A 25,303-nucleotide genomic window follows, 5' to 3' on the forward strand; every position below is an offset into this window, starting at 1 on the left:
CCTACTCGGCGGCGATCTGCCTGGGCCGGACCGCCTCGACGCGGGCGGCGCAGAACTTGAACTCCGGGATCTTGCCCATGGGATCCAGGGCCGGGTTGGTGAGCAGGTTGGCGGCGGCCTCGGCGTAGCAGAACGGCATGAAGATCATGCCCACCGGCACGTCGCGGTCGGACCGGACCTTGAGCTCCACCGCGCCGCGGCGGGTCTCCAGGCGCATGGTGTCGCCGGGCTCCAGGCCGAGGCGGTAGAGCTCCTTCGGCGCCATGAAGGCCACCGCCTCCGGCTCCAAGGCGTCGAGGACGCCCGAGCGCCGGGTCATCGAGCCGGTGTGCCAGTGCTCCAGCACGCGGCCCGTGGAGAGCACCATCGGGAACTCGGTGTCGGGCACCTCGTCCGGCGGCACGATGTGGGCCGGGACGATCTTGGCCCGTCCGCTCGCCGTCGGGAAGCCGGCATAGAAGATGATCTCGTTGCCGGGCTGGTCGGGACCGTCGACCGGGTAGGTCACGGCGCCCTCGCGCTCCAGCCGCTCCCAGGAGATGTTCTTCAGAGAGGGCATCACCTGCGCCATCTCGGTGAAGATCTCGGCCGGACCGGTGTAGTTCCAGTCGAGGCCGAGGCGGCGGGCGAGTTCCTGCAGGATCCACCAATCCTGGCGGGCGTCGCCCGGCGGCGGGACGACGGGCTTGGCGATCTGCACGCGCCGGTCGGTGTTGGTGAAGCTGCCCGCCTTCTCGGCGAAGGCGGAAGCCGGCAGCACCACGTCGGCGTGGAAGGCGGTCTCGGTCAGGAACAGGTCCTGCACCACGAGGTGGTCGAGCATCGCCAGGGCGTGCCGGGCGTGGTTGAGGTCGGGGTCCGACATCGCGGGGTTCTCGCCCTCGACGAACATACCCTTGATCTCGCCTGCATGGATGGCGCGCATGATCTCGACCACGGTCAGGCCGTTCTTCGGATCGAGGGACTGGCCCCAGAACGTCTCGAACAGGTCGCGGACGGTCTCGTTCTCCACCGACTGGTAGTCCGGATAGACCATCGGGATCAGGCCGGCATCGGAGGCGCCCTGGACGTTGTTCTGGCCGCGCAGGGGGTGCAGGCCGGTGCCGGGACGGCCGATCTGGCCGGTGGTGAGGGCGAGCGCGATCAGGCAGCGCGAGTTGTCGGTGCCGTGCACGTGCTGACTGACGCCCATGCCCCAGAAGATGATCGAGGCGCGGGAGCGGGCGTAGAGCCGGGCGACCTCGCGCAGGGTCTCGGCGTCGATGCCGCAGACCGGCGCCATCTTCTCCGGCGTGAACTCGACGATGCGCTCGCGCAAGGCCTCGAAGTTCTCGGTGTACCCGGCGATGTACTGCTCGTCGTAGAGCTTCTCCGTCACGATGACGTTCAGCATCGCGTTGAGCATCGCCACGTCGGAGCCCGGCTTGAAGGCGAGGTGCCTGTAGGCGTGCCGGGACAGGACCTGCCGGCGCGGATCCATGATGATCAGCTTGGCGCCGCGCTCCTTGACCGCGTTCTTGATGAAGGTCGCGGCCACGGGGTGGTTCACCGTCGGGTTGGCGCCGATGATGACGATGACCTCGGCATCGAGGGCCGCCGAGAACGGGGCCGAGACGGCGCCCGAGTTCAGGCCCTCCATCAGGGCCGCCACCGACGAGGCGTGGCAGAGCCGGGTGCAGTGGTCGACGTTGTTCGAGCCGAAGCCGAGGCGGACCAGCTTCTGGAAGAGGTAGGCCTCCTCGTTCGAGCCCTTGGCCGAGCCGAAGCCCGCCAGCGCCTTGCGGCCGACCGTGTCGCGGATGTGCTTGAGGCCGCCGGCGGCGCGCTCCAGCGCCTCTTCCCAGGTCGCCTCCCGGAAGTGGGTCCAGGGATTGGCCGGATCGACCTGGTCGTTGGCGTCCTTGGCGACGTTGTCGAGGCGGATCAGCGGCTTCGTGAGCCGGTGGGGGTGGTGGACGTAGTCGAAGCCGAAGCGGCCCTTCACGCAGAGGCGGTTCTGGTTGGCCGGCCCGTCACGCCCCTCGGCATAGACGATCTTGTCGTCCTTGACCTTGTAGGAGACCTGGCAGCCGACGCCGCAATAGGGGCAGAGCGAATCCACCTCGCGGTCGGGATAGACCGTGCGGGTCTGGCTGTCGTCGAGGTAGGCCGCCGGCATCAGCGCGCCGGTCGGGCAGGCCTGGACGCACTCGCCGCAGGCGACGCAGGTGGACTGGCCCATCGGGTCGTCGAAGTCGAACACCGGCTTGGCGCTGGCCGAGCGGTAGGCCATGCCGATGACGTCGTTGACCTGGACCTCGCGGCAGGCGCGGACGCAGAGGTTGCACTGGATGCAGGCGTCGAGGTTCACCCGCATGGCCGGGTGGCTCCAGTCGCCCTCCCAGCGCTGGGCCGCCGGGAAGCGGCTCTCGCTGATCTCGACATGGTCGGCCTGCGCCCAGAAATGCGAGGTCGGATCGTGCGAGATCTCCCGGGCCGGCTGGTCGGCGACCAGGAGCTCCATCACCATGGCGCGGGCCTTGGTCGCCCGCTCGGAAGCGGACTTCACCTTCATGCCGACGCCGGGCACCCGCTTGCACGAGGCGGCGAGCACGCGCTCGCCCTCGATCTCGACCATGCAGGCGCGGCAATTGCCGTCCGGCCGGTAGCCCGGGGCGGGCTTGTGGCAGAGGTGGGGGATGTGCGTGCCGAGGCGCTGGGCGACGGCCCAGATCGTCTCACCGGGCGCGGCCTCGACCTGCTGACCGTCGAATTCGAAGATCACGCCGGGAATGCCGGCGGGCATCTCCTTGAGGCCGAAGGTGCCGCTCGGGGCCGGACCCGCCTGGCCGCCCGACTGGGTGCCCTCGGAATAGGTGCTCCCGGCGCCCGGGTTGGCGCCGTCCGCCTTGCCGCCCGCATCCTGCGGGCCGGTGGGGGTGGTGGCGTGGGCTCCGCTGAGACCAGAGTTCTGTGTGCCGCTGCTCATGGTTCCGCTCCAGTCATGGCGCAGGAAAATCGGGGGTCGGGCAGCCGCCGCGAGGGGCGGCCGCGCCGTCGGATCGGGGACGGATCGCTACTCGGCCGCGATCCGTTGCGGCGACGGGAACAGGTCCGGGAAGTACTTGATCACGGTGGTGAGCGGGTTCGACGCCGCCTGGCCGAGCCCGCAGATCGAGGCGTCGCGCATGCATTGCGAGAGTTCGCCCAGGAGATCGGTGTCCCAGACGTCGTTCTCCATCATCACGCGCGCCTTCTGCGTGCCGGACCGGCAGGGCGTGCACTGCCCGCAGGACTCGTCCTCGAAGAACCGCATCAGATTCAGGGCGGCGCCGCGCACGTCGTCCCGGTCCGACAGGACGATGACGGCGGCCGAGCCGATGAAGCAGCCGTATTTCTCGAGGGTGCCGAAATCGAGGGGGATGTCGTCCATGCTGGCCGGCAGAATGCCGCCCGAGGCGCCGCCCGGCAGGTAGGCCGCGAAGCTGTGCCCGTCGCTGATCCCGCCGCAATATTCCTCGATCAGCTCACGGATGGTGAGGCCCGCGGGGGCGAGCTTCACGCCCGGCTCCTTCACGCGCCCCGACACCGAGTAGGAGCGCAGGCCCACCCGGCCGTTGCGGCCGTGGCTCTTCCACCAGTCGGCGCCCTTCTCGACCAGGTCCCTGACCCAGTAGAGGGTCTCGACGTTGTTGATCAGGGTCGGACGGTTGAACAGGCCGACCTGGAACGGGAAGGGCGGCTTGTGGCGCGGCAGGCCGCGCTTGCCCTCCAGGGATTCGATCAGCGAGGATTCCTCGCCGCAGATATAGGCGCCGGCCCCCCGGCGCAGGTGGATGCGCGGGCCGCCGGCCGGAAGCCGGGCGATCTCGCGGGACAGAATCTCGCGGGAGATCGGGTACTCGTCGCGCAGGTAGATGTAGACGTCCTCAGCCTCCACCACGTGGGCGCCGATCAGCATGCCCTCGAGGAAGCGGTGCGGATCGGCGTTGAGGTAGAGCTGGTCCTTGAAGGTGCCGGGCTCGCCCTCGTCGCCGTTCACCGCCATGAGGCGGGGACCGGGCTCGCCGCGCACCGAGCGCCACTTGCGCCCCGTGGGGAAGCCGGCGCCGCCGAGGCCGCGCAGGCCGCCGTCGTCGAGGACCTGCAGGATCACGTCGATGCCGAGCTCGCCCGAGCGCAGACGGTCGAGGACGGCGTAGCCGCCGCCGGCCCGGTAGGCGTCGTAGTCGGGATAGGCCGGCAGGTGGGCGTGGGTGTCGCCGGCCTCGACCGCCGCCTTGACGCTGGCCACATCGGCCTTGTGCAGGAAGTTGTGGCCGACCTCGACCGCCGGGGCGTGGTCGCAGAGGCCGACGCAGGGCGCGCGCACCACGCGCACCCCACTGCCGAGGGTCTCGCGCAGGGCCTCCATCAGGGGCTCGGCGCCGAACATCGCGCAGGTGAGGCTGTCGCAGACGCGCACGGTCAGCGCCGGCAGGTCGGCGTCGCCGTCCTTGAGCACGTCGAAATGCGCGTAGAACGTCGCGGTCTCGAACACCTCGGCGAAGGCCAGACCCATCTCGTCGGCCAGCGCCGCGAGATGCGCTGCGCCGATCTGGCCGTAGGTGTCCTGGACGAGGTGCAGGTGCTCGATCAGGAGGTCGCGCTGCCGAGACCGGTCACCCAGCAGGCGCTCGATCTCGACCTTGGCCACCGGCTCGACCTGACGTCCCTTCGGAACCGGTCGCGCGCGGTTGCGCCCCTTGCCGGGGTGATCGAAGCGGCGAACCTCGCCGATGTCATGGCCCTTGTCGTGGCCGATGTCATGCGCACTCATGCGTTCATTCTACCCCTTTGGTATTCAAAATACCAGATTCTGCGCAGTGTTCTTATAGGCCTCCCCTTAGCAGCACATCATAAAAATTCCGATGTGATTTTGGCCCTGCGTCACTGGCCGCCATAGGCGCGCAGCGGCCGGCCGGCCTCCGAGCGCTGGACGAAGGACGGCGCGGCGTCGGCCGGCAGCGCGGCGACGCGCGGGCCGACCACGGCGCCGAGGTCGAGCTCGAAGGCGTCGAGAGCCTCGTTGACCCGCGCCACGGCGTCCTCGCCGAGGGCCTCCGCCCGGGGACGGTCGAGGCCCGCTCCGCGCAGGGTGTCGCGCACCGCCTCGAGCAGCTCCGGCGTCAGCGGCGGCGCCGCCTCGTCGGCATAGCCCCGGGCGACGATCTCGGCCCAGTCGGCCTGGGCAGAGGTGTGGGATTCGGTCATCGATGCGGCTCCAAGTCGCGCGTGTGGATCTTCGCGCGTGTGAAGTCTCAACGCGCGGCGCGGCCATTCAGGCATGCGGCGTCGTCAATAGCCCCGCCCCCGGTCGATCCCGGCCGGTACCCGGCCCGTCCGGCGGAACTCGGCCACCGCCTCGGCGACGATGGCGGCGGCCGAGGTCAGGTCCGTCGGGGCCGCGACGTGGGGCAGGATCGTGATCCGGGGATGCGCCCAGAGCCGGTGCTCCGGGGGCAGGGGCTCCTCGGGGAAAACGTCGAGGATCGCGTGGCCGAGGGCGCCCGTCGCCAGGGCGTCGAGGAGGTCGTCCTCGACGACGTGGGCGCCGCGCCCGAAATTCACCAGGGCCGCGCCCGGCGGCAGGAGCCGGAAGGCCTCCGCATCGAGGATGCCCCGGGTCGCCGGCGTCAGCGGCAGCAAGTTGACCAGGATGTCCGCCGCCGCGAGGCTCTGGGCGAAGCCCTCCGGGCCGCTGGCGACCGGGAAGGCCCCCGACGCAGCGCCGGACCGGCTCCAGCCCCGGACGGGAAAGCCGATGGCCCGGAGGAGGTCGGCGGCGGCGCGGCCCATCTCGCCCAGACCGAGGATCGTCACGCGGCGCTCGCCGGCCGGTCGGACCGGATGCTGGTGCCAGGTGCCCGTCCGCTGCTGCGCCGTGTAGAGCGGGAAGTCGCGGTGCAGGCCGAGCACCGCCGCCGCCACCGCCTCCGCCATGGCCCGCGCGAGGGTCGGGTCGACGAGGCGGCGCACCGGCACGTCGGGCAGGGTGGGGTCGAGGACGAGGCGGTCGACGCCGGCCCAGAGGCTCTGGATCCAGCGCAGGTTCGGCAGGCCCGCGAGGGAGCCGGCCGGCGGGTTCGCCACGATGGCGATCTCGGCGTTGTCGGCGGTGTCCGCCTCGGCGCGGGCCGCGATCCGCTCCCCCGGCATCGCCGCCGCGAGGGCCTCGCGCCAAGCGGTCTCCTCCGCGGCGGGCAGGCTGGTCACGAGGAGCAGGGGCGCGGGCATGGGATCGGAATCTCCGTGGGCTCGCCCCTGCATAGACCGCCGGCGCAAGCCCGGGTGACGAGACCCGCATGAAAGCGGCCGAATAATCCCCGCGGTCGCGCAGCATCACGTTGGCGTGACCGATAAGCAACATATCATTTCTATCGCATTGCTCAGCGTTTTCCCGCTTGAACGGTGAGATTTGAGCAAGATACAAATTTTCGACCGACGCAAAAAAGCGAAACTTATACCGAAAATGTTGGCGGAAATTGCCTGCGTTTTATCGGTTTTGCGCGCGCTATAGGCATTCTGTGGCGGTTTTCGTTCATTTGTACGCCGTTCGGAGACATCTATGTCCGATCCCTCGCGCCGCAGGCCGCTCCGTGCCGCCGGGCTGAGCTTCCTCCTCTGTGCCGGCGTCTCGCACGCGGCCTTCGGCCAGAGCGCCGGGTACCAGGATCCCGGCCGCGTCGGCGATGCCGCGAGCTGGCGCACGCCGGAATATCTCGCCGATTTCGGCCTCGCCTCGATGAACGCCGACCAGGCCTATGCGCGCGGCATCACCGGCCGGGGCGTCGTGGTCGGATCGGTGGATTCGGGCTTCCTCGCCACCCATCCGGAATTCGCCGGACGCGTCACCGCGCTCACCAACACCGGCACCTTCCGGGCGGACGGCTACCGCTACGAGACGGCGGCGGGCGTGCGATCGAGTTTCTTCAAAGCCGGAGACGCCTATTCGGTGCCGGGCACTTGGATCCAGGGCGTCAACGACGACCACGGCACCCATGTCGACGGCACCATCGTGGCCAATCGCGACGGCGTCGGCATGCACGGCGTCGCCTTCGGCGCGACCCTGCTCGCCACGAACACCAACGGCACCGATTCCTCGATCTACGGCACCAACCAGGACTACAACTACTTCAAAAGCGCCTACGGAAACCTCGTCGCGCAGGGCGCGCGGGCGATCAACAGCAGCTGGGGCAGCCCGCCGCCGCCCGAGAACTACAACACCCTGGCGGGTCTGTTCTCGGCCTATGCCAAGTTCCCGCGCCAGCTCGACTGGCTCGATGCGGCCGCCGAGGCGGGCCGCGCCGGCACCATCATGGTCTTCGCCGCCGGCAACGCGGGCGTGAACAACCCGACCGTGCGGGCCGCGCTGCCCTACTTCGAGCCCGACCTCGAAAAGAACTGGATCGCCGCCTCGGGCCTGACCGCGACGGATGCCTCTGCCTTCAACCGCTGCGGCGTCGCCAAGTACTGGTGCCTCGCCGCACCCGGTCGCAACGTCTACTCGACCGTCACCAGCACGACCGGCGTCGCGGGCTACGGCCTGAAGAGCGGCACCTCGATGTCGGCGCCCCACGTCACCGGGGCGCTGGCCCTGGTGATGGAGCGCTTCGCCTACATGACCAACGAGCAGACGCGCGACGTTCTGCTGACCACCGCGACCCATCTCGGCGACGGCCCCGCCGACCGCCCCAACGAGACCTTCGGCTGGGGCAAGATCGACCTCGGTCGGGCGATGAACGGCCCCGGCCAGTTCCTCGGCCGCTTCGACGCCCGCCTCGGCGCCGGGGTCAGCGACACCTGGTCCAACGACATCTCGGACGCGGCCCTGCGCCAGCGCCTCGTGGAGGACAGCGCCGAGCATGCGGCCTGGCTGCAGACGAAGGCCGACCGCGGCTGGACCAACGGCCTGCCGGCGACGGCGACCCCGGACGAGCAGGTCGAGTACACCTACAAGCAGGCCCGCGATCAGGCCTTCCTCACCCGGACCTATGCGGGCGGCCTGACCAAATCCGGCGATGGCGTCCTGCAACTGACCGGGAACAGCACCTATACGGGCACGACCGAGGTGAATGGCGGCCTGCTCGCCGTCAACGGCTCGATCACCTCCTTCGCCAACGTCAATGCAAGCGGCACCCTCGGGGGCAATGGCCGCGTCGGCGGCCTCCGTGTCGGCCAGGGCGGCACCGTGGCGCCGGGCAACAGCATCGGCACCCTCAACGTCGCCGGCTCCGTCAGCTTCGCGCCCGGCTCGTTCTTCGCCGTCGAGGTGGCGGCCGCCGGGCGCAGCGACCGGATCGCCGCCACCGGCGCGGCCCTGATCCAGGGCGGCACCGTCACGGTGTCCCTCGAGAACGCCACGGCGCCCCTCAGCCCCGCCGAGACCCGCAGCCTCCTCGGCCAGCGCTACACCATCCTCACCGCCGGCGGCGGCGTCAGCGGCCGCTTCGACCTCGCCACGCCGAGCTACACCTTCATCGGCACCGATCTCAGCTACGGCACCAACAGCGTCGACCTCTCGGTCGCGCGCAACGGCACCAGCTTCGCCTCGGTGGGCGTGAACCGCAACCAGGCGTCGGTGGGTGCGGCGGTCGAAGGGCTCGGCGCCGGCAGCCGGCTCTACGAGACCATCCTGACGACGACGGCGCCGGCCACCGCCCGCAACGCCTTCCAGTCCCTCTCCGGCGACATCCATGCGAGCCTGGTCTCGGCGGAGTTCGAGACGGCGTTCTTCGTGCGCGAGGCCATCCTCGACCGTCTGCGCTGGGGGCCGACCCCCGGCTCGGTTGAGGCGGCCGATTATGGCCTCCTGCCGTCGACCTACACCGCTGACCTGCCCGGCCGGGCCGCGGCCGTGGCGCCGGTGCCCATGCGCGTCCTCGACCCGCGGGTGTTCGGCGTCTGGGGCCAGGGCTTCGGCGCCTTCGGCGAGGCCCGCAGCGACGGCAACGCCGCGCGGCTCTCGCGCCAGACCTCCGGCTTCGTGCTCGGCGCCGACGCCCGTCTGGAGAACGGCCTGCGCATCGGTGTGGCGGGCGGCTACGCGAATACCGGCCTCGACACCCCCGGCAGCCTGCAATCCGGCACCATCGAGAGCGGCTTCGGCGGCCTCTACGGCGGCTGGGAATCCGGTCCGGTCTCCCTGCGCCTCGGCGCGGTCTATGCCGACAACGCCGCGCGCCTGCGCCGGTCCGTCTCGGTGGCGGGCCTGGGCGACAGTCTCTCGGCCCGCACCGGCGGCTCGACCATCCAGGGCTTCGGCGAACTCGGCTACCGCTTCGTACTCGGCGAGACCGCCGGAACCCTGCCGGGCGGCGCCGCCCTGGCCTACATCGAGCCCTTCGTCGGAGGCGCCGTCGTCAGCATCGGGCGCGACCGCTTCGCCGAGACCGGCGGCTTCGCGGCCCTCACCGGTGCGGCGCAGGATTACGAGATCGGCACCTCGACCGTGGGCCTGCGCGCCCAGGCCAACGTCGATCTCGGCCTCGGCCTGCCGCTCTCGGCCCGCGGTCTCGTCGGCTATCGTCGGGCCTACGGCGACGTCGTGCCGAAGGCGCTCCTGAGCTTCGGCACCGGCCCGGCCTTCCTCACGGCGGGCCTGCCGATCGACCGGGATGCCCTTGTGGCGGAAGCCGGACTCGATCTGCGGATCGCCCGCGATACCACGCTGGGGGTGGCGTATACCGGCCAGATCGGCGACCGTGCCCAGGACCACGCGGTGAAGGGCAACTTCACCTATCGGTTCTGACACGCCCGCCCGCCGGCCCGCGCCGGCGGGCCTCGATCACCGGGGTGCGGGCGGCCGGACGCCGTCCGTATTGCCCTGGTATGAAGAATGCCTCCGAGCAGGCATCACCGATCAGCAACGGGATCTCATGTTCAAGCCTGCCGCCGTCCTCGGCTTCGCCGCCGTCCTCGCCCACACCGCACCCGCCTCGGCGCAGAGCCCCGTGCCCGCCGTCTTCGACGTCGCGGACGCGACGATCGCCGGGGTCCGGGAGGCGCTCGCCTCCGGCCGCATCACCTGCCGCGCGCTCGTCCAGGGCTATCTCGACCGCATCGCCGCCTACGACCAGGCCGGCCCGAAGCTCGCGGCGATCCGGGCGGTGAACCCGCAGGCCCTGGCGCAGGCCGCGGCCTACGATGCGGACCGTGCGGCGGGCGCGGCCAAGCCGCTCGGCTGCGTGCCCCTGCTGCTGAAGGACAATTACAACACCGCCGAGGTGCCGACGACCGGCGGCTCGGCCGCCCTCGCGGTAGCGCAGCCCGCGCAGGACGCCACCTCGGTGGCCCGCCTGCGCGCCGCCGGCGCCATCGTGCTGGCCAAGGCGAACATGCAGGAACTGGCCCTCGGCGGCGTCTCGGTGAGTTCCCTGGGCGGCCAGGTCCGCAATCCCTACGACCTCACCCGCACCCCCGGCGGCTCCAGCGGCGGCGTCGGCGCGGGCATGGCGGCCGGCTTCGCCCTCGGCGGCCTCGGCAGCGACACCGTCAACTCGATCCGCTCGCCGGCCTCGGCCAACAACCTCGTGGGCCTGCGCGTCACGCAGGGGCTGATCAGCCTCGCCGGCATCATGCCGGTCTCGAAGACGCAGGACGCCATCGGGCCGATCACCCGCACGGTGGCGGATGCGGCGGCCCTTCTGCAGGCCATGGCGGGAACCGATCCGGCCGATCCACTCACCGCCGCAGCCGCCGGAAAGGTCGCGGGAAGCTATGCCGAGGCCTTGAAGCCCGACGCCCTGAAGGGCGCGCGCCTCGGCGTCGTCACCGCCCTGTTCGGGACGAAGCCGGAGCATGCGGAGGTCAACCGCGTCATGCAGAAGGCCCTCGACGCCCTGGAGGCGGCCGGCGCCACCCTGGTGCGGATCGACGACCCGGCTTTCGAGGCCGACGCCCTCAACCGCGACGACGACGTGCAGACCTACGAGTTCAAGGCGCTGATGAACGGGTATCTCGCCACCATTCCCAACGCGCCGCACAAGGATCTCGCCGGCATCCTGGCCTCCGGACAGTTCCACCGGGCCGCCCTCGAGAAGTTCCTGACCGCCGCGGACGCGCGCCGGGACGGCATGGCCGACCCGGAATACAAGGCTCGCCTCGGCCGGATCGCCGCCCTGAAGGCGCATGTCGCCGAAGTCTTCGCGGCCCAGAACCTCGACGCGCTGGTCTACCCGCTGCAGAAGCGCCTCGTGGTGCCCATCGGCGAACTCAACCAGGCGGACCGCAACGGGATCGTCGCCGGGCTCACCGGCTTCCCCGCCATCGACGTCCCGGCCGGTTTCTCGGCCGCCACCGAGACGGCGCCCGAGGGCGTGCCGGTTGGCATGGACCTTCTCGGCAAGCCCTGGAGCGAATCGAAGCTCCTCGGCCTTGCCTACGCCTTCGAACAGGCGACGAACCCGCGACGCCCGCCGGCGAGCACCCCGTCACTCGCCGGGCGCTGATCAGGCCGCCAGGGTCGGGGCCGGCACGAGATCGCGCACCCGCCACATCGCCCGGGCGAGGTGCGAGCGATAGGGCGCGAAGGGGAGGGTGTAGGCCTGCGTGTCGGTGCAGCCGGTCAGGCGCCGCAGGCTGCCGACGGCGGCGACGTCGCCGGCCGGCCAGATGTCCGGGTCGTGGTAGTGGAAGATGCCGATCATGTCGGCGGTCCACTGCCCGACGCCCTTGATGCTGCGCAGGACCGCCGAGCGTTCCGGGTGGGGGAGGGTGGCGAGGGGCGCCCCGAACAGGCCCGCTTCGTCCGCGGCGCGGATGGCCAGCACGGCTCGCACCTTGGCGCCGGACAGGCCGCAGCCGCGCAGGGTCTCGGCGTGGTCTTCGACGAAGAGGTCGCGGGGAGACATAGCTCGCAGCAGCGCCGCGGCCTCGACGCGGCCCCAGATCGCCGCCGCGGCCCGGGTCGAGAGCTGCTGGTTGACGACCTCTACGGCGAGGCGGTCGGCCACATGCGCGTGGGTGGGTGGGTCGATCGGCACCGGCCCCAGGCGCGCGAGAGCCTCGTGCAGCGAGTCGGACAACCCCCGGGCGGTGGCCAGGAGGTGCGCGTGCGGATCGGGATCGGGCGTCATGCGGTCCGGCGGGGACGGGCACGGGAAGGCCTCGGCCCCCGAGCGGGGGCCGAGGCGGTCAATTCAGCGGTCGCGACGCTCGCGCGTGATGGTGGTGCGCTCTTCGCGCCGCTCGATCCGGTCCTCGCGGCGATCCGGATCCACACCGAGGACGCCCCCGACCGTACCGGTTGCCGCGCCGACGGCGCCGCCCACCACGCCGCCGATCGGGCCGGCCGCACGGTTGCCGTCCTCGACGCCGCGCTCGGCGCCCCGGATGGTGCCCTGGGCCTGGGCCGTGCCGGCGAGGGCGACGGGGGTCAGGAGGAGGGCGGTGGCGATGACGAATGACTTCATGAAAGGGACCTCGCGTCGTTGGTTCGGGATGGCCGGTCACGTCATCGCGACCGGTTCGGCATGCCTCTTCAACGGCCGAGACGCGGAAAGGTCACAGAATTCGTGAGAACGCGTGCGGATGCCGATGGCCCGGGCGGAACTCCGGCTTGTCAGCGCCGGGAGGTCGGCCGGGGCTTCAGGTCGTCGAGGGCGTCGGCATTGGCACGACCCCAGGCGTAGAGAAGCTCCACCGGCTCGACGAAGCGGCCGCCGAGGTCGGTGAGGCGATACTCCACCGCGGGGGGCACCGTGCCGGCCACGTGCCGGGTCAGGAGCCCGCTCGCCTCCATGTCCCGCAGGGTCTGGGTCAGCATCTTCTTCGAGATGCCGGGCAGGCTGCGCTGGAGCACGCCGGTGCGCGCGCGCCCGTCATGGCGGGCGTGGAGCGTGTGCAGCACCATGCTCGTCCACTTGGTCGCGAACAGTTCGAGCACCCGACGCGGCGCACAATCCTCGCGCCACTCCGCATCCGCGCTCAGCCTCTCCATCGTGGTTACCTTCCGGTGCCTATGACCCCAACCGGTGCCGTCTGGTCGGGGCTGCACTCTCTCCATAGGTCCGGTTCAGATCAAGATGGAGACATTCATGACCAGGACGGCCCTCATCGCCGGCGTCAGCGGCATCGTCGGCAACAACCTCGCCCGCCATCTCGTCTCGGAGGGCTGGTCCGTGGCCGGCCTCGCCCGGCGCCCGCCGTCCGACCTGCCCGGCGTGACGCCGGTGGCCGCCGACCTGCTCGACCCGGAGAGCCTGCGCGGTGCGCTGGCAGAGATCCGCCCCACCGACGTATTCATCACGACCTGGCTGCGCCAGGAGACGGAGGCCGAGAACATTCGCGTCAACGGCGCGATGGTGCGCAACCTCCTCGACGCCCTGCGGCCGCAAGGCGCCAGGCGAGACGGCGTGCAGCATGTCGGCCTGGTCACCGGCCTCAAGCATTACCTCGGGCCGTTCGAGGCCTACGGGAAGGGCACACTGCCGGCGACACCGTTCCGCGAGGACCAGGGCCGACTGGACGTCGAGAACTTCTACTATGCGCAGGAGGACGAGGTCTTCGCCGCCGCCGAGCGCGACGGCTTCGGCTGGAGCGTGCACCGGCCCCACACCATCATCGGCTACGCACTCGGCAACGCCATGAACATGGGCGTGACGCTCGCCGTCTACGCCACGCTCTGCCGGGAGACCGGCCGGCCGTTCCGCTTTCCCGGCTCGGCCACCCAGTGGAACGGGCTGACCGACATGACCGACGCGCGCATCCTGGCGCGCCAGCTCGCCTGGGCGGCGACCACGCCGGCGGCCCGCAACGAGGCCTTCAACATCGTCGACGGCGACGTCTTCCGCTGGAGCTGGATGTGGGGCCGGATCGCCGCGTGGTTCGGCGTCGAGCCGGCGCCCTTCGACGGCACGATCCTGCCGCTGGAGCAGCAGATGGACGGGGCCGCCCCGCTCTGGGCCGAACTCGCCGCGCGGCACGGCCTCAAGGAGGCCGATCTCGGGCGCCTCGCCTCGGCCTGGCACACGGACGCGGATCTCGGCCGGCCGATCGAGGTCGTCACCGACATGAGCAAGAGCCGGCGCCTCGGCTTCCTCGACTACCAGGCCACGGACGACGCGTTCTTCGACCTGTTCGCGCGCCTGCGGGCCGAGCGGGTCATCCCCTGACGGCCGCCCCCGACGCCCGCCTCATCCCCTCGGCGCGAAGGACCTTCCATGACCGATCCGACTTCCAAGACCGATCCGACTCTTAAGACCGATCCCGCCAGAGTTCCGGACCTCGCCCGCTCGGACATGCTGCAGCGGCCGCCCCATGGCGGAGCGACCCGTTCGACCGTGAAGCCCCTGATCGTGACGCCGACCTTCGTCTCGCGCAGCGACGACACGCCCCGCGACCGGCGCCCGCGCGACGAGGGGTCGAATATCGGCCGCGACGGCCGGTCGGTGATGCGTCCCGAACGCCATCCCGAGGCCGTGGCACTGGAGCCCGATCCCAACCTCGCCTTCGAGCATTGGGACGAGTATTGGCGGAAGGTGCACGGGCCGAAATTCGCCTACGAGGAGCCGGGCACGCAGAACGACCGGGTGCTGCGCTACGATCAGGTCCACCGGGTCGCATCGGGGCCGTCCTCCGGCTTCCGGCCGCCCTACCGGGCGATGGTCGACGCCGAGGGCCGGCTGGTGCCCGACCCGGCCGCGCAGGTGCCGGCCTACCGGCGCCCGAGCTTCGACGGCTTCGCCTACATCGCCTACGCGGAGACGGACGACATCGAGGCCGTGCTCGGCCAGGAGCAATACGCGACGCGCATCATCGCGGACGAGCGGACCGCCTTCCGCATGGTCACCCGCGAGGTGGCGCGGGAATACATCCTGATCCCGAGCGCGCGCCACCGCGATCCGGTCAGCCTCGTGAAGATCCACCGGCGCCGGCCGCACCTGTCGCGCACGGACTTCCAGGCGGCCTGGCTCGGGGCCCATGCCGACCTCGTCCGCGCCCAGGCAGCGACCGCGCAGTACGTCCGCCGCTATGCCCAGCTCCACCCGTTCGGCTCGACCCAGGCCGATGATCCCGAGGGCTCGAAGATCGACGGGATCTCGGTCCTGTCCTTCGACTCCCTCAACGACGTGGAAGACTTCCTGGTGGCGCCCGACCATGCGGTGATCGAAGCGGCGGAGAACGCGCTCGCCGATCCGGAGACCTCCGAGTTCTGGACGGCGATCAACTACAGCGTCATCAACCGCCTGATGCCGGAACGGGAGACGGAACGCTGAGCGAAACCCGCCGGAGCCGCCCGCTCGACTTGGCGGCCCCGGCGTTTGTCTCCATCATCGGCGGATTCCCCGATGCGTGAGAGTTCGTTCCGATGACGCCGTTCGACTGGACCACCGGCTACCCCACCGTGCGGATGCCGATCTTCGGCCGTAACATGGTCTCGACCTCGCACGCCCTCGCGGCCCAGGCCGGCATCCGCATGCTCTGGCAGGGCGGCAACGCGGTGGACGCCGCCATCGCGACGGCGGCGGCCAAGACCATCACCGAGCCCTGCAGCAACGGGCTGGGCTCGGACGCCTTCTGCATCCTGTGGGACGGCCGGCAGCTGCACGGGCTCAACGCCTCGGGCGGGGCGCCGGCGGCCTGGACCCCCGACTACTTCGCCCGGAAATACGGGGCGGCCGAGCGGCCGCCGATGCGGGGCTGGGATTCCGTCACGGTGCCGGGCGCCGTCGCCGCCTGGGTCACCTTAAGCGAGCGCTTCGGCAAGCTGCCCTTCGCCGATCTCCTGCAGCCCGCCATCGACATCGCCGAGCGCGGCTACCTCGCGCCGGTGGTGGTGCAGCAGAAATGGGCCGCCGCCGCGCGGGTCGCGGATCTCGTGCGCCAGCCGGGCTTCGCCGAGACCTTCCTGCCCCGCGGCCGTGCCCCGCACGTGGGCGAGCGCGTCACCCTGCCGGGCATCGCCCGCGCGTTGCGGGCCATCGCGGAGACGAAGGGGCGCGCCTTCTACGAGGGCGAGATCGCGGAGGCCATGGCCCGGCACGCCGCGGCCCATGGCGGCGCCATGAATGTGGCGGACCTCTCCGCCTTCCGGCCCGAATGGGTGACGCCGACCGCCAAGGACTACCGGGGCTACACCCTCCACGAGATCCCGCCGAACGGGCAGGGCATCGCCGCGCAGATCGCCCTCGGCATCCTCGAATCCTTCGACCTCGCCGGCCTCGCCGTGGACGGGCCGGAGGCACAGCACCTGCAGATCGAGGCGATGAAGCTCGCCTTCGCCGACACCTACCGCTACGTCGCCGACGCCCGCACCATGGAGGTGACCCCGGAGGCGATGCTCGATCCGGCCTACCTCGCGGGGCGTGCGAAGCTGATCGACCCGCGCCGTGCCCAGGATTTCGGCGCCGGCAACCCGGTCCGGGGCGGCACGATCTACCTCACCACCGCCGACGAATCCGGCATGATGGTGAGCTTCATCCAGTCGAACTTCATGGGCTTCGGCTCCGGCGTGGTCGTGCCCGAATGGGGCCTGTCCCTGCAGAACCGCGGCTACGGTTTCGTGCTGGACGAGGCCAGCCCCAACGTGGTGGCGCCGGGCAAGCGGCCCTTCCACACCATCATCCCGGGCTTCCTCACGCAGAACGGCGCGCCCGTGATGAGCTTCGGCGTGATGGGCGGCAACATGCAGCCGCAAGGCCACATGCAGACCTTGGTGCGGATGATCGACCACGGCCAGAACCCGCAGGCCGCCTGCGACGCACCGCGCTGGCGCTTCAATGCCGGCCTGGAGATCAACGCGGAAGCCGCGATGCCGGCCGCGACCCTGCAGGGGCTCGTCGAGCGCGGCCACCGCGTCGACGTCATCGAGGACAGCTACCAGGATTTCGGCGCCGGCCAATTCATCTGGCGCATGGGCGACCCCGGCACCGAAGGTTATGTCGGCGCCAGCGATCCCCGGCGCGATGGACAGGTTTCGGTCTGGTGAGCCCGGGGCGTTGCCAAGCGCTCCGCTGGCACGGATAATGTATGCACTTTCGAACGTCTTCCCGGCTCGCGCCGATCGGCCCTCACCTGCGGCCGATCTGCGATCCGGACCGATCCCAGTTCTGAAGGAAACTTGATGCTGCGTCTGTTCGCTGCCGGCCTCGTCGCGGGCATTGCCGCGCTGTCTCCCGTCCAGGCCCAGACCTTGCGCTTCGGCCTGATGGAGGACCCGGACGCCCTCGACCCGACGCTGGCGCGCACCTTCACCAGCCGCATGGTCTTCGCGGCCATGTGCGACAAGCTCGTGGATATCGGCCCCGACCTGAAGCCGGTGCCCCAGCTCGCCACCGGCTGGAGCCTGTCGGAGGACCAGAAGACGCTCACCATGACCCTGCGGCCGGGCGTGCTGTTCCACGACGGCGAGAAGCTCGACGCGGCGGCGGCGAAGTACAGCATCGAGCGCCACCTGAAGCTCCCCGGCTCGCAGCGGCGCGGCGAGATCGCGCCGATCGACCGGGTCGAGGTCGTCGACGACCTGACCTTCAAGATCGTCCTCAAGACGCCGTTCGCGCCGCTGATGGCGCAGTTCACGGACCGGGCCGGGATGATGGTCTCGCCCAAGGCCGCCGAGCGTCTCGGCGACAAGTTCTCCACCGCCCCGGTCTGCGCCGGGCCGTTCAAGTTCGTGGAGCGCGTGCCGCAGGACCGGATCGTGGTCGAGCGTTTCGACGATTACTGGAACAAGGACCAGATCCACCTCAAGCGCATCGAGTTCCGGCCGATCCCCGACGGCACCGTGCGGTTGACCAACCTGCGCGCCGGCCAGCTCGATCTCCTGGAGCGCCTGACCCCCACCGACCTGCCGCAGGTGACCCGCGACCCGAAGCTCAAGGTCGGGTCGACCATCGAGCTCGGCTTCCAGTCCATCGTCTTCAACCCGAACAGGGCCGGCTCGGCCGTGGCCGACCCGCGCGTGCGCGCCGCCTTCGATCTCGCGATCGACCGCAACGCCCTGAACCAGGTGGTGTTCAGCGGCGAGTTCCTGCCCGGCAACCAGTGGGTCTCCCCGAAGCACCCGGCCTACGTGAAGGACTATCCCCTCCCCAAGCGCGACGTCGCCAAGGCCAAGGCCCTGCTGGCGGAGGCCGGCATCCCCAAGCCCTCCGTCACCCTCACGGTCTACGCCAACAACGAGGCGCCCCAGGTGGGGCAGGTCATCCAGGCGATGACCCGCGAGGCCGGATTCGACGTCAAGCTCCAGGCCACCGATTTCACCACGGCGCTGGACGCCGCCGACAAGGGCAATTTCGACGCCTATCTCTACTCGTGGAGCGGCCGGCCCGACCCGGACGGCAACACCTTCAGCTTCCTGGCCTGCAAGACGCCGCTGAACTACGCCCGCTACTGCAACCCGGAGGCGGACGCGGCGCTGAGCGCCGAGCGCGCCACGGTCGATCCGGCCCAGCGGGCGCAAGCCTGGAAGCATCTCGCCGACCGGGTCATGGCCGACCGGCCGCTGATCTACCTGTTCCACCGCAAGCTGTTCTGGGCCTACAGCAACAAGCTCACGGGCTTCACGCCCTATCCCGACGGCCTCGTACGCTTCACCGGCCTCACGCTGAACTGAAGCGGGAGCCCGGCCGATGCTGCGCTTCCTCGTCCAGCGCCTGGCGCTCGCGATCCCCACCCTGGTGATCGCCTCGATGATCATCTTCACCCTGCAGCAATTGCTGCCGGGCGACACGGCGACCGCCCTGTCGGGCGAGGAGCGCGACCCCGAGGTCATCGCCTTCATCCGGCAGAAGTACCACCTCGATCAGCCCCTGCCGGTGCGCTACGCCCTCTGGGCCGGCGGCGTCCTCCAGGGTGATCTCGGCGAATCCATCCGCCTGCAGAAGCCGGTCATCGACCTCGTGATCGAGAAGCTGCCGGTGACCCTGGAGCTCGCGTGTCTGGCCATGCTGGTGGCCCTCGTCATCGGCGTGCCGATGGGCATCCTCTCGGCGGTGAAGCGCGGCACGGCGGCCGACACCCTGGCCAACGGCATCGCGCTCTGGGGCCTGTCGGTGCCGAACTTCTGGCTCGGCATCCTGATGATCCTGCTGTTCTCGGTCCAGCTCGGCTGGCTCCCGGCCTCCGGCTACGTCTCGCCCTTCGAGAGCCTCTCCGAGAACCTGCGCTCGATGGCGATGCCGGCCTTCGTCCTCGGCAACGCCATCGCGGCGGTGATGATGCGCCACACCCGGGCGGCGATGCTCGGCGTGCTCGGCTCGGACTACGTCCGCACCGCCCGGGCCAAGGGTGTCTCGCCCTTGCGCCTGATCCTGCGCCACGCGCTGCCCAACGCGGCGATCCCGATCATCACCCTGGGCGCCCTCGAATTCGGGCAGCTCCTCTCCGGCGCGGTGCTCACCGAGCAGGTCTTCTCGGTACCGGGCTTCGGCAAGCTCATGGTCGATGCCGTGTTCAACCGCGACTACGCCACGGTGCAGGGCGTCGTGATCTGCACGGCCACCACCTACGTCCTCCTCAACCTCGCGGCCGATCTCCTCGCGGCCTTCGTCAACCCGAAGCTGAGGCGCGCGTGAGGATGGCGGCATGTCCACGGCAGCAGCATGCTTGGCCTTCCCGTGCGGCCTCCCGATTTGGGCAGTGTGATCGCGTTCGTGCGGCGTTGTCCGAGAATCCCCGAGCTGTCACCGCGTCATCCCGGGGCCGCGCAGCGGAGCCCGGGATCCAGACACGCAGGTGGCGCAAGACTTCACACTGTCGGCGGCTCTGGATTCCGGGCTCGCCTGCGGCGCCCCGGAATGACGCGGTGGTGCCATTCACGAATGCCTTGGCTTGCCGGAGCAGAGACCTGTCCGACCGGTCCCGCCGGGCCGAAATGCGGAGGCGTCGATGACCAAGGCCGCCATCGCCCCGGCCGGCGTCGCCCTGCCGGCCGCCGAGCCCGTCCCCCGCGCCGAGCCGGGCCCGATCCGCGAATTCTGGACGCGCTTGAAGGCGCGCCGCACCGCCATGGTCGGCCTCGTCATCGTGGTGGCGCTGATCCTGATGGCGGTCTTCGCCGACTGGATCGCGCCCTACGATCCCATCGCCACCGACTGGGGCGCCATCCGCACCGCGCCGAGCTGGGCCCACCCGTTCGGCACCGACGAGGTCGGGCACGACGTGCTCTCGCGCATCGTCTTCGGGGCGCGGGCCTCCCTCGGGGCGGGCCTGACCTCGGTGGCCCTCGCGGTGGCGCTCGGCCTGCCGTTCGGGCTGCTCGCCGGCTATGCGGGTGGGGTGATCGACATGTTGATCATGCGCCTGACCGACGCCCTGCTGGCGATCCCGTTCCTCATCCTGGCCATCGCGCTCGCCGCCTTCCTCGGTCCGAGCCTGACCAACGCCATGGTGGCGATCGGCCTCTCGGCGACCTCGACCTTCGTCCGCCTGACCCGGGCGCAGGTGCAGGCGGTGGCGGCGGAGGAGTTCGTGGAGGCCGCCCGCGCCGTCGGCAATCCGCCCTGGCGCATCGCCGTCCGCCACATCGTGCCCAACATCGTCCCGGCGATCCTGGTCCAGGCGACCCTGACCATCGCGGCCGCGATCATCGCCGAGGCCAGCCTGTCCTTCCTGGGCCTCGGGCAGCAGCCGCCCGAGCCCTCCTGGGGCTCGATGCTCAACGTCGCCAAGAACTTCCTCGAGCAGGCGCCCTGGATGGCGATCTGGCCCGGCGCCTCGATCTTCCTCGCGGTGCTGGCCTTCAACCTCCTGGGCGACGGCCTGCGCGACGCCCTCGACCCCCGGCAGAGGACCTGACGATGGCGGAGGAGACTCGGAAGACCCTGCTCGACGTCCGCGACCTCGCCGTCGCCTTCGACAGCGAGGGTGGTGCGGTCCACGCGGTGAACGGCGTGTCCTACACCCTCGCCGAGGGGGAGACCCTCGGCATCGTCGGCGAATCCGGCTCCGGCAAGAGCGTGCACGTGCTCGCGATGCTGGGCCTGATCCCGCGCCCGCCCGGCCGCATCACCGGGGGGCAGGTGCTGTTTCAGGGCCGCGACCTCCTCGGCCTGCCGGAACGCGAGCTCCGAGACATCCGCGGCGGCCAGATCGGTTTCGTGTTCCAGGACCCGATGAGCTCGCTCAACCCCGGCATGACGGTGGCCGCGCAGATCATCGAGCCCCTGCGCATCCATCTCGGCCTCGACGGCCGCGCGGCGCGGGCACGGGCCCGCGACCTCCTCGACCTCGTGCGCATCCCCAACGCGGCTGCGCGCCTCGACCAGTATCCGCACGAATTCTCCGGCGGCCAGCGCCAGCGGGTGATGATCGCCATCGGCCTGTCCTGCCGCCCGAAGCTCCTCATCGCCGACGAGGCGACCACGGCCCTCGACGTCACCGTGCAGGCCGAGATCATCGCCCTGGTTCAGGAACTGAAGCGCGAGATCGGCATGGCGATCGTCTGGATCACCCACGATCTCGGGGTGGTGGCCGGGATCGCCGACACCGTGCAGGTCATGTATGCCGGCCGCATCCTCGAGCGCGGCCCCGTGGACGATATCTTCCGCGATCCGCGCAGTGCCTACACGCTCGGCCTGCTGCGCTCGCTGCCCGACCTCAGCCGGGGCCGGGCCGGGCGCCGGCGCCTGCACCAGATCGAGGGGGCGCCTCCCGACATGCGCCATCCGCCGCCGGGGGACCCCTTCGCCGCCCGCAACGTCTACGCGACCCCGCGCTGCCTGACCGAGGCGCCGCCTCTCGCCCAGGCCCCCGGCGCCGCGCCGGGCCACCTCGTGGCCGCCTGGTACGACCTGCCGGCGCGGCTCGCCGCCGAGGAGGCCGCGCGATGAATCCCGAATCCGCCGACCGCTACCCGCTGCTCTCGGTGCGGAATCTCAGCAAGCACTATCCCCTGCGCAGCTGGTGGGGCGGCAAGGGCTCGGTGTTTCGGGCGGTGCAGGATGTCAGCTTCGACATCCGCCCCGGCGAGACCCTGGGGCTGGTCGGCGAATCCGGGTCGGGCAAGTCCACCATCGGCCGCGCCGTGACCATGCTGAACCCGCCGAGCGCCGGCACCGTCGCCTTCGAGGGCACCGATCTCGCCAAGCTCGGCGCCTCGGAGATGCGCCGGATGCGCGCCCGCATCCAGATGGTGTTCCAGGACCCCTACGCCGCCCTCAACCCGCGCATGAGCATCGGCGACTACGTGGCCGAGCCGTTCCGGCTGCACCGTCCGGGCATGGCGCGGGCAGAGCGGCGCGACGAGGTCGAGGGCCTGCTGGCCCGGGTCGGGCTCGATCCGCGCTTCGCCCGCCGCTATCCGCATCAGTTCTCCGGCGGCCAGCGCCAGCGAATCTGCATCGCCCGCGCCATCGCCCTCAAACCGAGCTTCATCGTCGCCGACGAGCCCATCGCCGCCCTCGACGTCTCGATCCAGGCCCAGGTCGTGAACCTGCTGCAGGACCTGCAGGACGAACTCGGCATCTCGTACCTGTTCATCTCCCACGACCTGCGCATGGTGCGCTATCTCTGCCAGCGCGTCGCCGTGCTGTGGCACGGCCGGGTGGTGGAACTCGCCGAGGCGGATGCCCTCTACGAGGACCCGCGTCACCCCTACACCCGGCGCCTCCTCAGCGCGGTGCCGGTGCCGAACCCGGTGGAGGAGCGCGCCCGCCTGCGCGCCGCCTCCCTCCTGCCCCACGCCGACCCGGATGCCATCGGCGGCCTGGTCGAGGTCGCCCCCGGCCACTGGGTCGCCGACACCCGCTATTCCTGACCCTTCGAGGACCCGACGCCGTGAGAGACTTCTCGAAACCGGGCCGCTCGCCCGTCTATGCCGCCCATGCCGCGGTCGCGACTTCGCATCCCCTCGCCACCTTGGCGGCCGTCGAGGTCCTGAAAGCGGGCGGCAACGCCGTCGACGCGGCCATCGCGGCGGTGGCGGTGCAGGGCGTGGTCGAGCCGGCCATGACCGGCATCGGCGGCGATTGCTTCGCCCTCTACGCGCCGAAGGGCGCCTCCGTGCCGATCACGATGAACGGCTCCGGCCGCAGCCCGGCGGCCGCGCACGACGCCTGGTATGTCGAGAACGACGTGGCCATCGGGCCGACCTCGCCGCACGCGGTGACGGTGCCGGGCGCCGTCGCGGCCTGGGCGCGGCTGCTCGCCGACCACGGCACCCGGACCTTGGGCGAACTGCTCCAGCCAGCGATCCGCTATGCGGTGGAGGGCTACGCCGTCCAGCCGCGCGTCGCCTACGACTGGGCGCGCAACCGCGACAAGCTGCGGGCCGATCCGGGTTCGGCCGCCGCCTACCTCGTCGACGGCGAGGCGCCGAAGGTCGGCACGACCATGCGCCACCCGAAGCTCGCCGCCACCCTGCGCCGCATCGCCGAGCACGGCGCCCCCGGCTTCTACGAGGGCCCCGTGGCCGAGGACATGGTCGCGCGGCTGCGCGAGCTCGGCGGCCTGCACACGCTGGAGGACTTCGCCAACGCGGCGCCCGAATACGTGACGCCGATCTCGACCCGCTATCGGGGCTACGACGTCTACGAATGTCCCCCGAGCGGCCAGGGTCTCGCCGCCCTGATGATGCTCAACGTGCTCTCGCAATACGATGTCGGCGCGCTGTCCGAGCTCGACCGGGTCCACCTCTTCGCCGAGGCCTGCAAGCAGGCCTACCACCACCGCGACGCGCTCTTCGCCGATCCGGTGATGAACGCCGTGCCGGTCGAGCACCTCCTGTCCCAAGCCTGGCAGGCGCGGGCGCACGGCGCCATCGACATGGCCCGCGCCCAGGAGCCGGTGCTGTGGCCGGAGATCCGCCACACCGACACGGTCTATCTCTGCGTGGTCGACCGCGACGGCAACGCGATCTCGCTGATCAACTCGATCTTCCAGGGCTTCGGCAGCGGCATCACCGCGCCGGAGAGCGGCGTGCTGCTGCACAACCGCGGCTTCTCGTTCCGGGTCGAGCCCGGCCACCCCAACACCATCGCGCCCTCGAAGCGCCCGATGCACACCATCATCCCCGGCATGCTGATGCGCGACGGGGCGGTGGTGGCCCCCTTCGGCGTGATGGGCGGCCACTACCAGGCCATGGGCCATGTCGAGCTCCTCACCGGCATCATCGACCGGGGCCTCGACGTGCAGGAGGCGCTCGATGCGCCGCGCAGCTTCGCCTACGGGGGCGGCATCGAACTGGAAGGCGGCTTCGGTCCGGGCCTCGCCGAGGCGCTGGCCGCGCGCGGTCACGTCACGGTGCCGGCACCGGTTCCGATCGGCGGCGGCCAGATCATCTGGATCGACCCGGCGACGGGGATGCGCGTCGCCGGGTCGGATCCGCGCAAGGACGGCTGCGCCCTCGGCTACTGAGGCGCGCCTCGCCTACCGAGGAACGGAAAGCCGGCTCACGAGTAGCGCACCGGCGCCGGCTGCTCGGGCAGGGGGATGAACTCGGATTCCCCCGGCACGGTGTCGAAGCGGGCCCGACGCCAATCCTCCTTGGCCTGCTCGATCCGCTCGGGCCGCGAGGAGACGAAGTTCCACCAGAGATGGCGCGGGCCGTCCATGGGTTCGCCGCCCAGGACCATGAAGCGCGAAGCCTCGGTCGCCCGCACGCTGATCCGGTCGCCGGGCCGGAAGACGAGGAGCTGGCCCGGGCCGAATCCGTCCCCGGCGATGTCGATGGCGCCCGAGACCGTGTAGATGGCGCGCTCGTCGTAGGTCGGGTCGAGGGGCAGCACCGCGCCGGCCTCCAGCATCACGTCGGCATAGACCATCGGGCTCGAGGTCCGCACCGGGGATGTCGCGCCGAAGGCATCGCCGGCGATCAGCCGGACGGTCTTGCCTTCGCCGTCGAGGATCGGCAGCGCCCCGGCCTCGTAATGCTCGAAGGCCGGCGCCGTCTCCTCGTCCTGGCCGCTCAGCGCCACCCAGCTCTGGAGGCCGAACAGGGTCGAGCCGGTCCGGCGCAGGTCCGCGCCGGTACGCTCGGAATGGGTGATGCCGCGCCCCGCCGTCATCCAGTTCAGCTCGCCCGGCCGGATCGGCAGCTCGGTGCCCAGGCTGTCCCGGTGCATGATCTCGCCCTCGAACAGGTAGGCACCGTCGAGAGGCCGATATGCGGGTGGGGCCGCACGTCCATGCCCTGGCCGAGGAGGAACTCGGACGGGCCCATCTGGTCGAAGAAGATGAACGGGCCGACCATCCGGCACTCGGTCGAGGGTAGGGCGCGCCGGACCGCGAAGGAACCGAGGTCCCGCGAGCGCGGCACGATCAGGGTCTTGATCGCGTCGCAGGTGAAGTGGTCGCCCGGGATCGGATCGTCCGCACCGTGCCAGCTCATCCGAAATCCTCCCGC

18 protein-coding genes and 1 pseudogene are annotated in these 25,303 nt (G+C 70.8%); 11 read left to right on the forward strand and 8 right to left on the reverse strand.

Going from position 1 to position 25,303, the window contains the following annotated elements; genetic code table 11:
• Position 1: 1 nt before the first annotated feature.
• From fdhF to ACXJY8_RS22710, 4 genes are all read right to left on the reverse strand, one after another.
• Positions 2–2,968, reverse strand: a complete 2,967-nt coding sequence (fdhF, locus tag ACXJY8_RS22695; RefSeq protein WP_463774165.1) for a formate dehydrogenase subunit alpha — start codon at positions 2,966–2,968, stop codon at positions 2–4.
• A gap of 87 nt (positions 2,969–3,055) precedes the next feature.
• Entirely contained in the window at positions 3,056–4,798 is a 1,743-nt protein-coding gene (locus ACXJY8_RS22700) for an NAD(P)H-dependent oxidoreductase subunit E (protein ID WP_463774169.1), read from the reverse strand.
• A gap of 110 nt (positions 4,799–4,908) precedes the next feature.
• Positions 4,909–5,232 carry a hypothetical protein gene (locus ACXJY8_RS22705; RefSeq protein WP_463774172.1) on the reverse strand — a complete coding sequence of 108 codons (324 nt, stop codon included), beginning with the start codon at positions 5,230–5,232 and terminating at the stop codon, positions 4,909–4,911.
• Between the two features lie 84 nt (positions 5,233–5,316).
• Positions 5,317–6,255, reverse strand: a complete 939-nt coding sequence (locus ACXJY8_RS22710; RefSeq protein WP_463774174.1) for a 2-hydroxyacid dehydrogenase — start codon at positions 6,253–6,255, stop codon at positions 5,317–5,319.
• Between the two features lie 331 nt (positions 6,256–6,586).
• On the opposite strand from ACXJY8_RS22710, the gene ACXJY8_RS22715 reads away from it, so the two are divergent.
• Positions 6,587–9,769 carry an autotransporter domain-containing protein gene (locus ACXJY8_RS22715; RefSeq protein WP_463774179.1) on the forward strand — a complete coding sequence of 1,061 codons (3,183 nt, stop codon included), beginning with the start codon at positions 6,587–6,589 and terminating at the stop codon, positions 9,767–9,769.
• Positions 9,770–9,896: 127 nt separating this feature from the next.
• Entirely contained in the window at positions 9,897–11,468 is a 1,572-nt protein-coding gene (locus tag ACXJY8_RS22720) for an amidase family protein (protein ID WP_463774182.1), read from the forward strand.
• On the opposite strand, the gene ACXJY8_RS22725 is transcribed toward ACXJY8_RS22720, so the two are convergent.
• The 3 genes from ACXJY8_RS22725 to ACXJY8_RS22735 all read right to left on the reverse strand — a co-directional run bounded on the left by ACXJY8_RS22725 (position 11,469) and on the right by ACXJY8_RS22735 (position 12,958).
• Positions 11,469–12,095 carry a DNA-3-methyladenine glycosylase family protein gene (locus ACXJY8_RS22725; RefSeq protein WP_463774184.1) on the reverse strand — a complete coding sequence of 209 codons (627 nt, stop codon included), beginning with the start codon at positions 12,093–12,095 and terminating at the stop codon, positions 11,469–11,471. It abuts the gene before it with no gap.
• Positions 12,096–12,158: 63 nt separating this feature from the next.
• Positions 12,159–12,431: a hypothetical protein gene (locus ACXJY8_RS22730; RefSeq protein WP_463774186.1), complete on the reverse strand. Its 273-nt coding sequence runs from the start codon at positions 12,429–12,431 to the stop codon at positions 12,159–12,161.
• 149 nt (positions 12,432–12,580) lie between these two features.
• On the reverse strand, positions 12,581–12,958 hold the full coding sequence (locus tag ACXJY8_RS22735; protein WP_463774188.1) for a winged helix-turn-helix transcriptional regulator: 378 nt from the start codon (positions 12,956–12,958) through the stop codon (positions 12,581–12,583).
• A gap of 97 nt (positions 12,959–13,055) precedes the next feature.
• Here ACXJY8_RS22735 and ACXJY8_RS22740 point away from each other — a divergent pair, with 97 nt between their 5' ends.
• From ACXJY8_RS22740 to ACXJY8_RS22780, 9 genes are all read left to right on the forward strand, one after another.
• Positions 13,056–14,132 (forward strand): SDR family oxidoreductase, encoded by a 1,077-nt coding sequence (locus ACXJY8_RS22740; protein WP_463774191.1) that lies wholly within the window; start codon positions 13,056–13,058, stop codon positions 14,130–14,132.
• A 48-nt stretch (positions 14,133–14,180) separates the two neighbouring features.
• On the forward strand, positions 14,181–15,236 hold the full coding sequence (locus tag ACXJY8_RS22745; RefSeq protein ID WP_463774195.1) for an EthD domain-containing protein: 1,056 nt from the start codon (positions 14,181–14,183) through the stop codon (positions 15,234–15,236).
• Positions 15,237–15,328: 92 nt separating this feature from the next.
• Positions 15,329–16,948: a gamma-glutamyltransferase family protein gene (locus ACXJY8_RS22750; RefSeq protein ID WP_463774197.1), complete on the forward strand. Its 1,620-nt coding sequence runs from the start codon at positions 15,329–15,331 to the stop codon at positions 16,946–16,948.
• Positions 16,949–17,083: 135 nt separating this feature from the next.
• Positions 17,084–18,574 carry an ABC transporter substrate-binding protein gene (locus ACXJY8_RS22755; protein ID WP_463774199.1) on the forward strand — a complete coding sequence of 497 codons (1,491 nt, stop codon included), beginning with the start codon at positions 17,084–17,086 and terminating at the stop codon, positions 18,572–18,574.
• 16 nt (positions 18,575–18,590) lie between these two features.
• Positions 18,591–19,535, forward strand: a complete 945-nt coding sequence (locus ACXJY8_RS22760; protein WP_055957014.1) for an ABC transporter permease — start codon at positions 18,591–18,593, stop codon at positions 19,533–19,535.
• A 313-nt stretch (positions 19,536–19,848) separates the two neighbouring features.
• The gene (locus tag ACXJY8_RS22765; protein ID WP_463774204.1) at positions 19,849–20,757 is read left to right on the forward strand and encodes an ABC transporter permease; all 909 of its coding nucleotides are present in this window, start codon (positions 19,849–19,851) and stop codon (positions 20,755–20,757) included.
• Positions 20,758–20,759: 2 nt separating this feature from the next.
• Positions 20,760–21,791 (forward strand): ABC transporter ATP-binding protein, encoded by a 1,032-nt coding sequence (locus ACXJY8_RS22770; RefSeq protein WP_463774208.1) that lies wholly within the window; start codon positions 20,760–20,762, stop codon positions 21,789–21,791.
• Positions 21,788–22,717 carry an ABC transporter ATP-binding protein gene (locus ACXJY8_RS22775; protein ID WP_463774210.1) on the forward strand — a complete coding sequence of 310 codons (930 nt, stop codon included), beginning with the start codon at positions 21,788–21,790 and terminating at the stop codon, positions 22,715–22,717. Before ACXJY8_RS22770 ends, ACXJY8_RS22775 begins: the two co-directional genes overlap by 4 nt.
• Positions 22,718–22,737: 20 nt before the next feature.
• The gene (locus ACXJY8_RS22780; RefSeq protein ID WP_463774212.1) at positions 22,738–24,315 is read left to right on the forward strand and encodes a gamma-glutamyltransferase family protein; all 1,578 of its coding nucleotides are present in this window, start codon (positions 22,738–22,740) and stop codon (positions 24,313–24,315) included.
• Between the two features lie 35 nt (positions 24,316–24,350).
• Here the strand turns inward: ACXJY8_RS22780 and ACXJY8_RS22785 are convergent.
• A pseudogene (locus tag ACXJY8_RS22785) lies at positions 24,351–25,288 on the reverse strand (pirin family protein).
• Positions 25,289–25,303: the final 15 nt, after the last annotated feature.

The sequence above is a fragment of the Methylobacterium sp. TK31 genome (assembly GCF_055361545.1).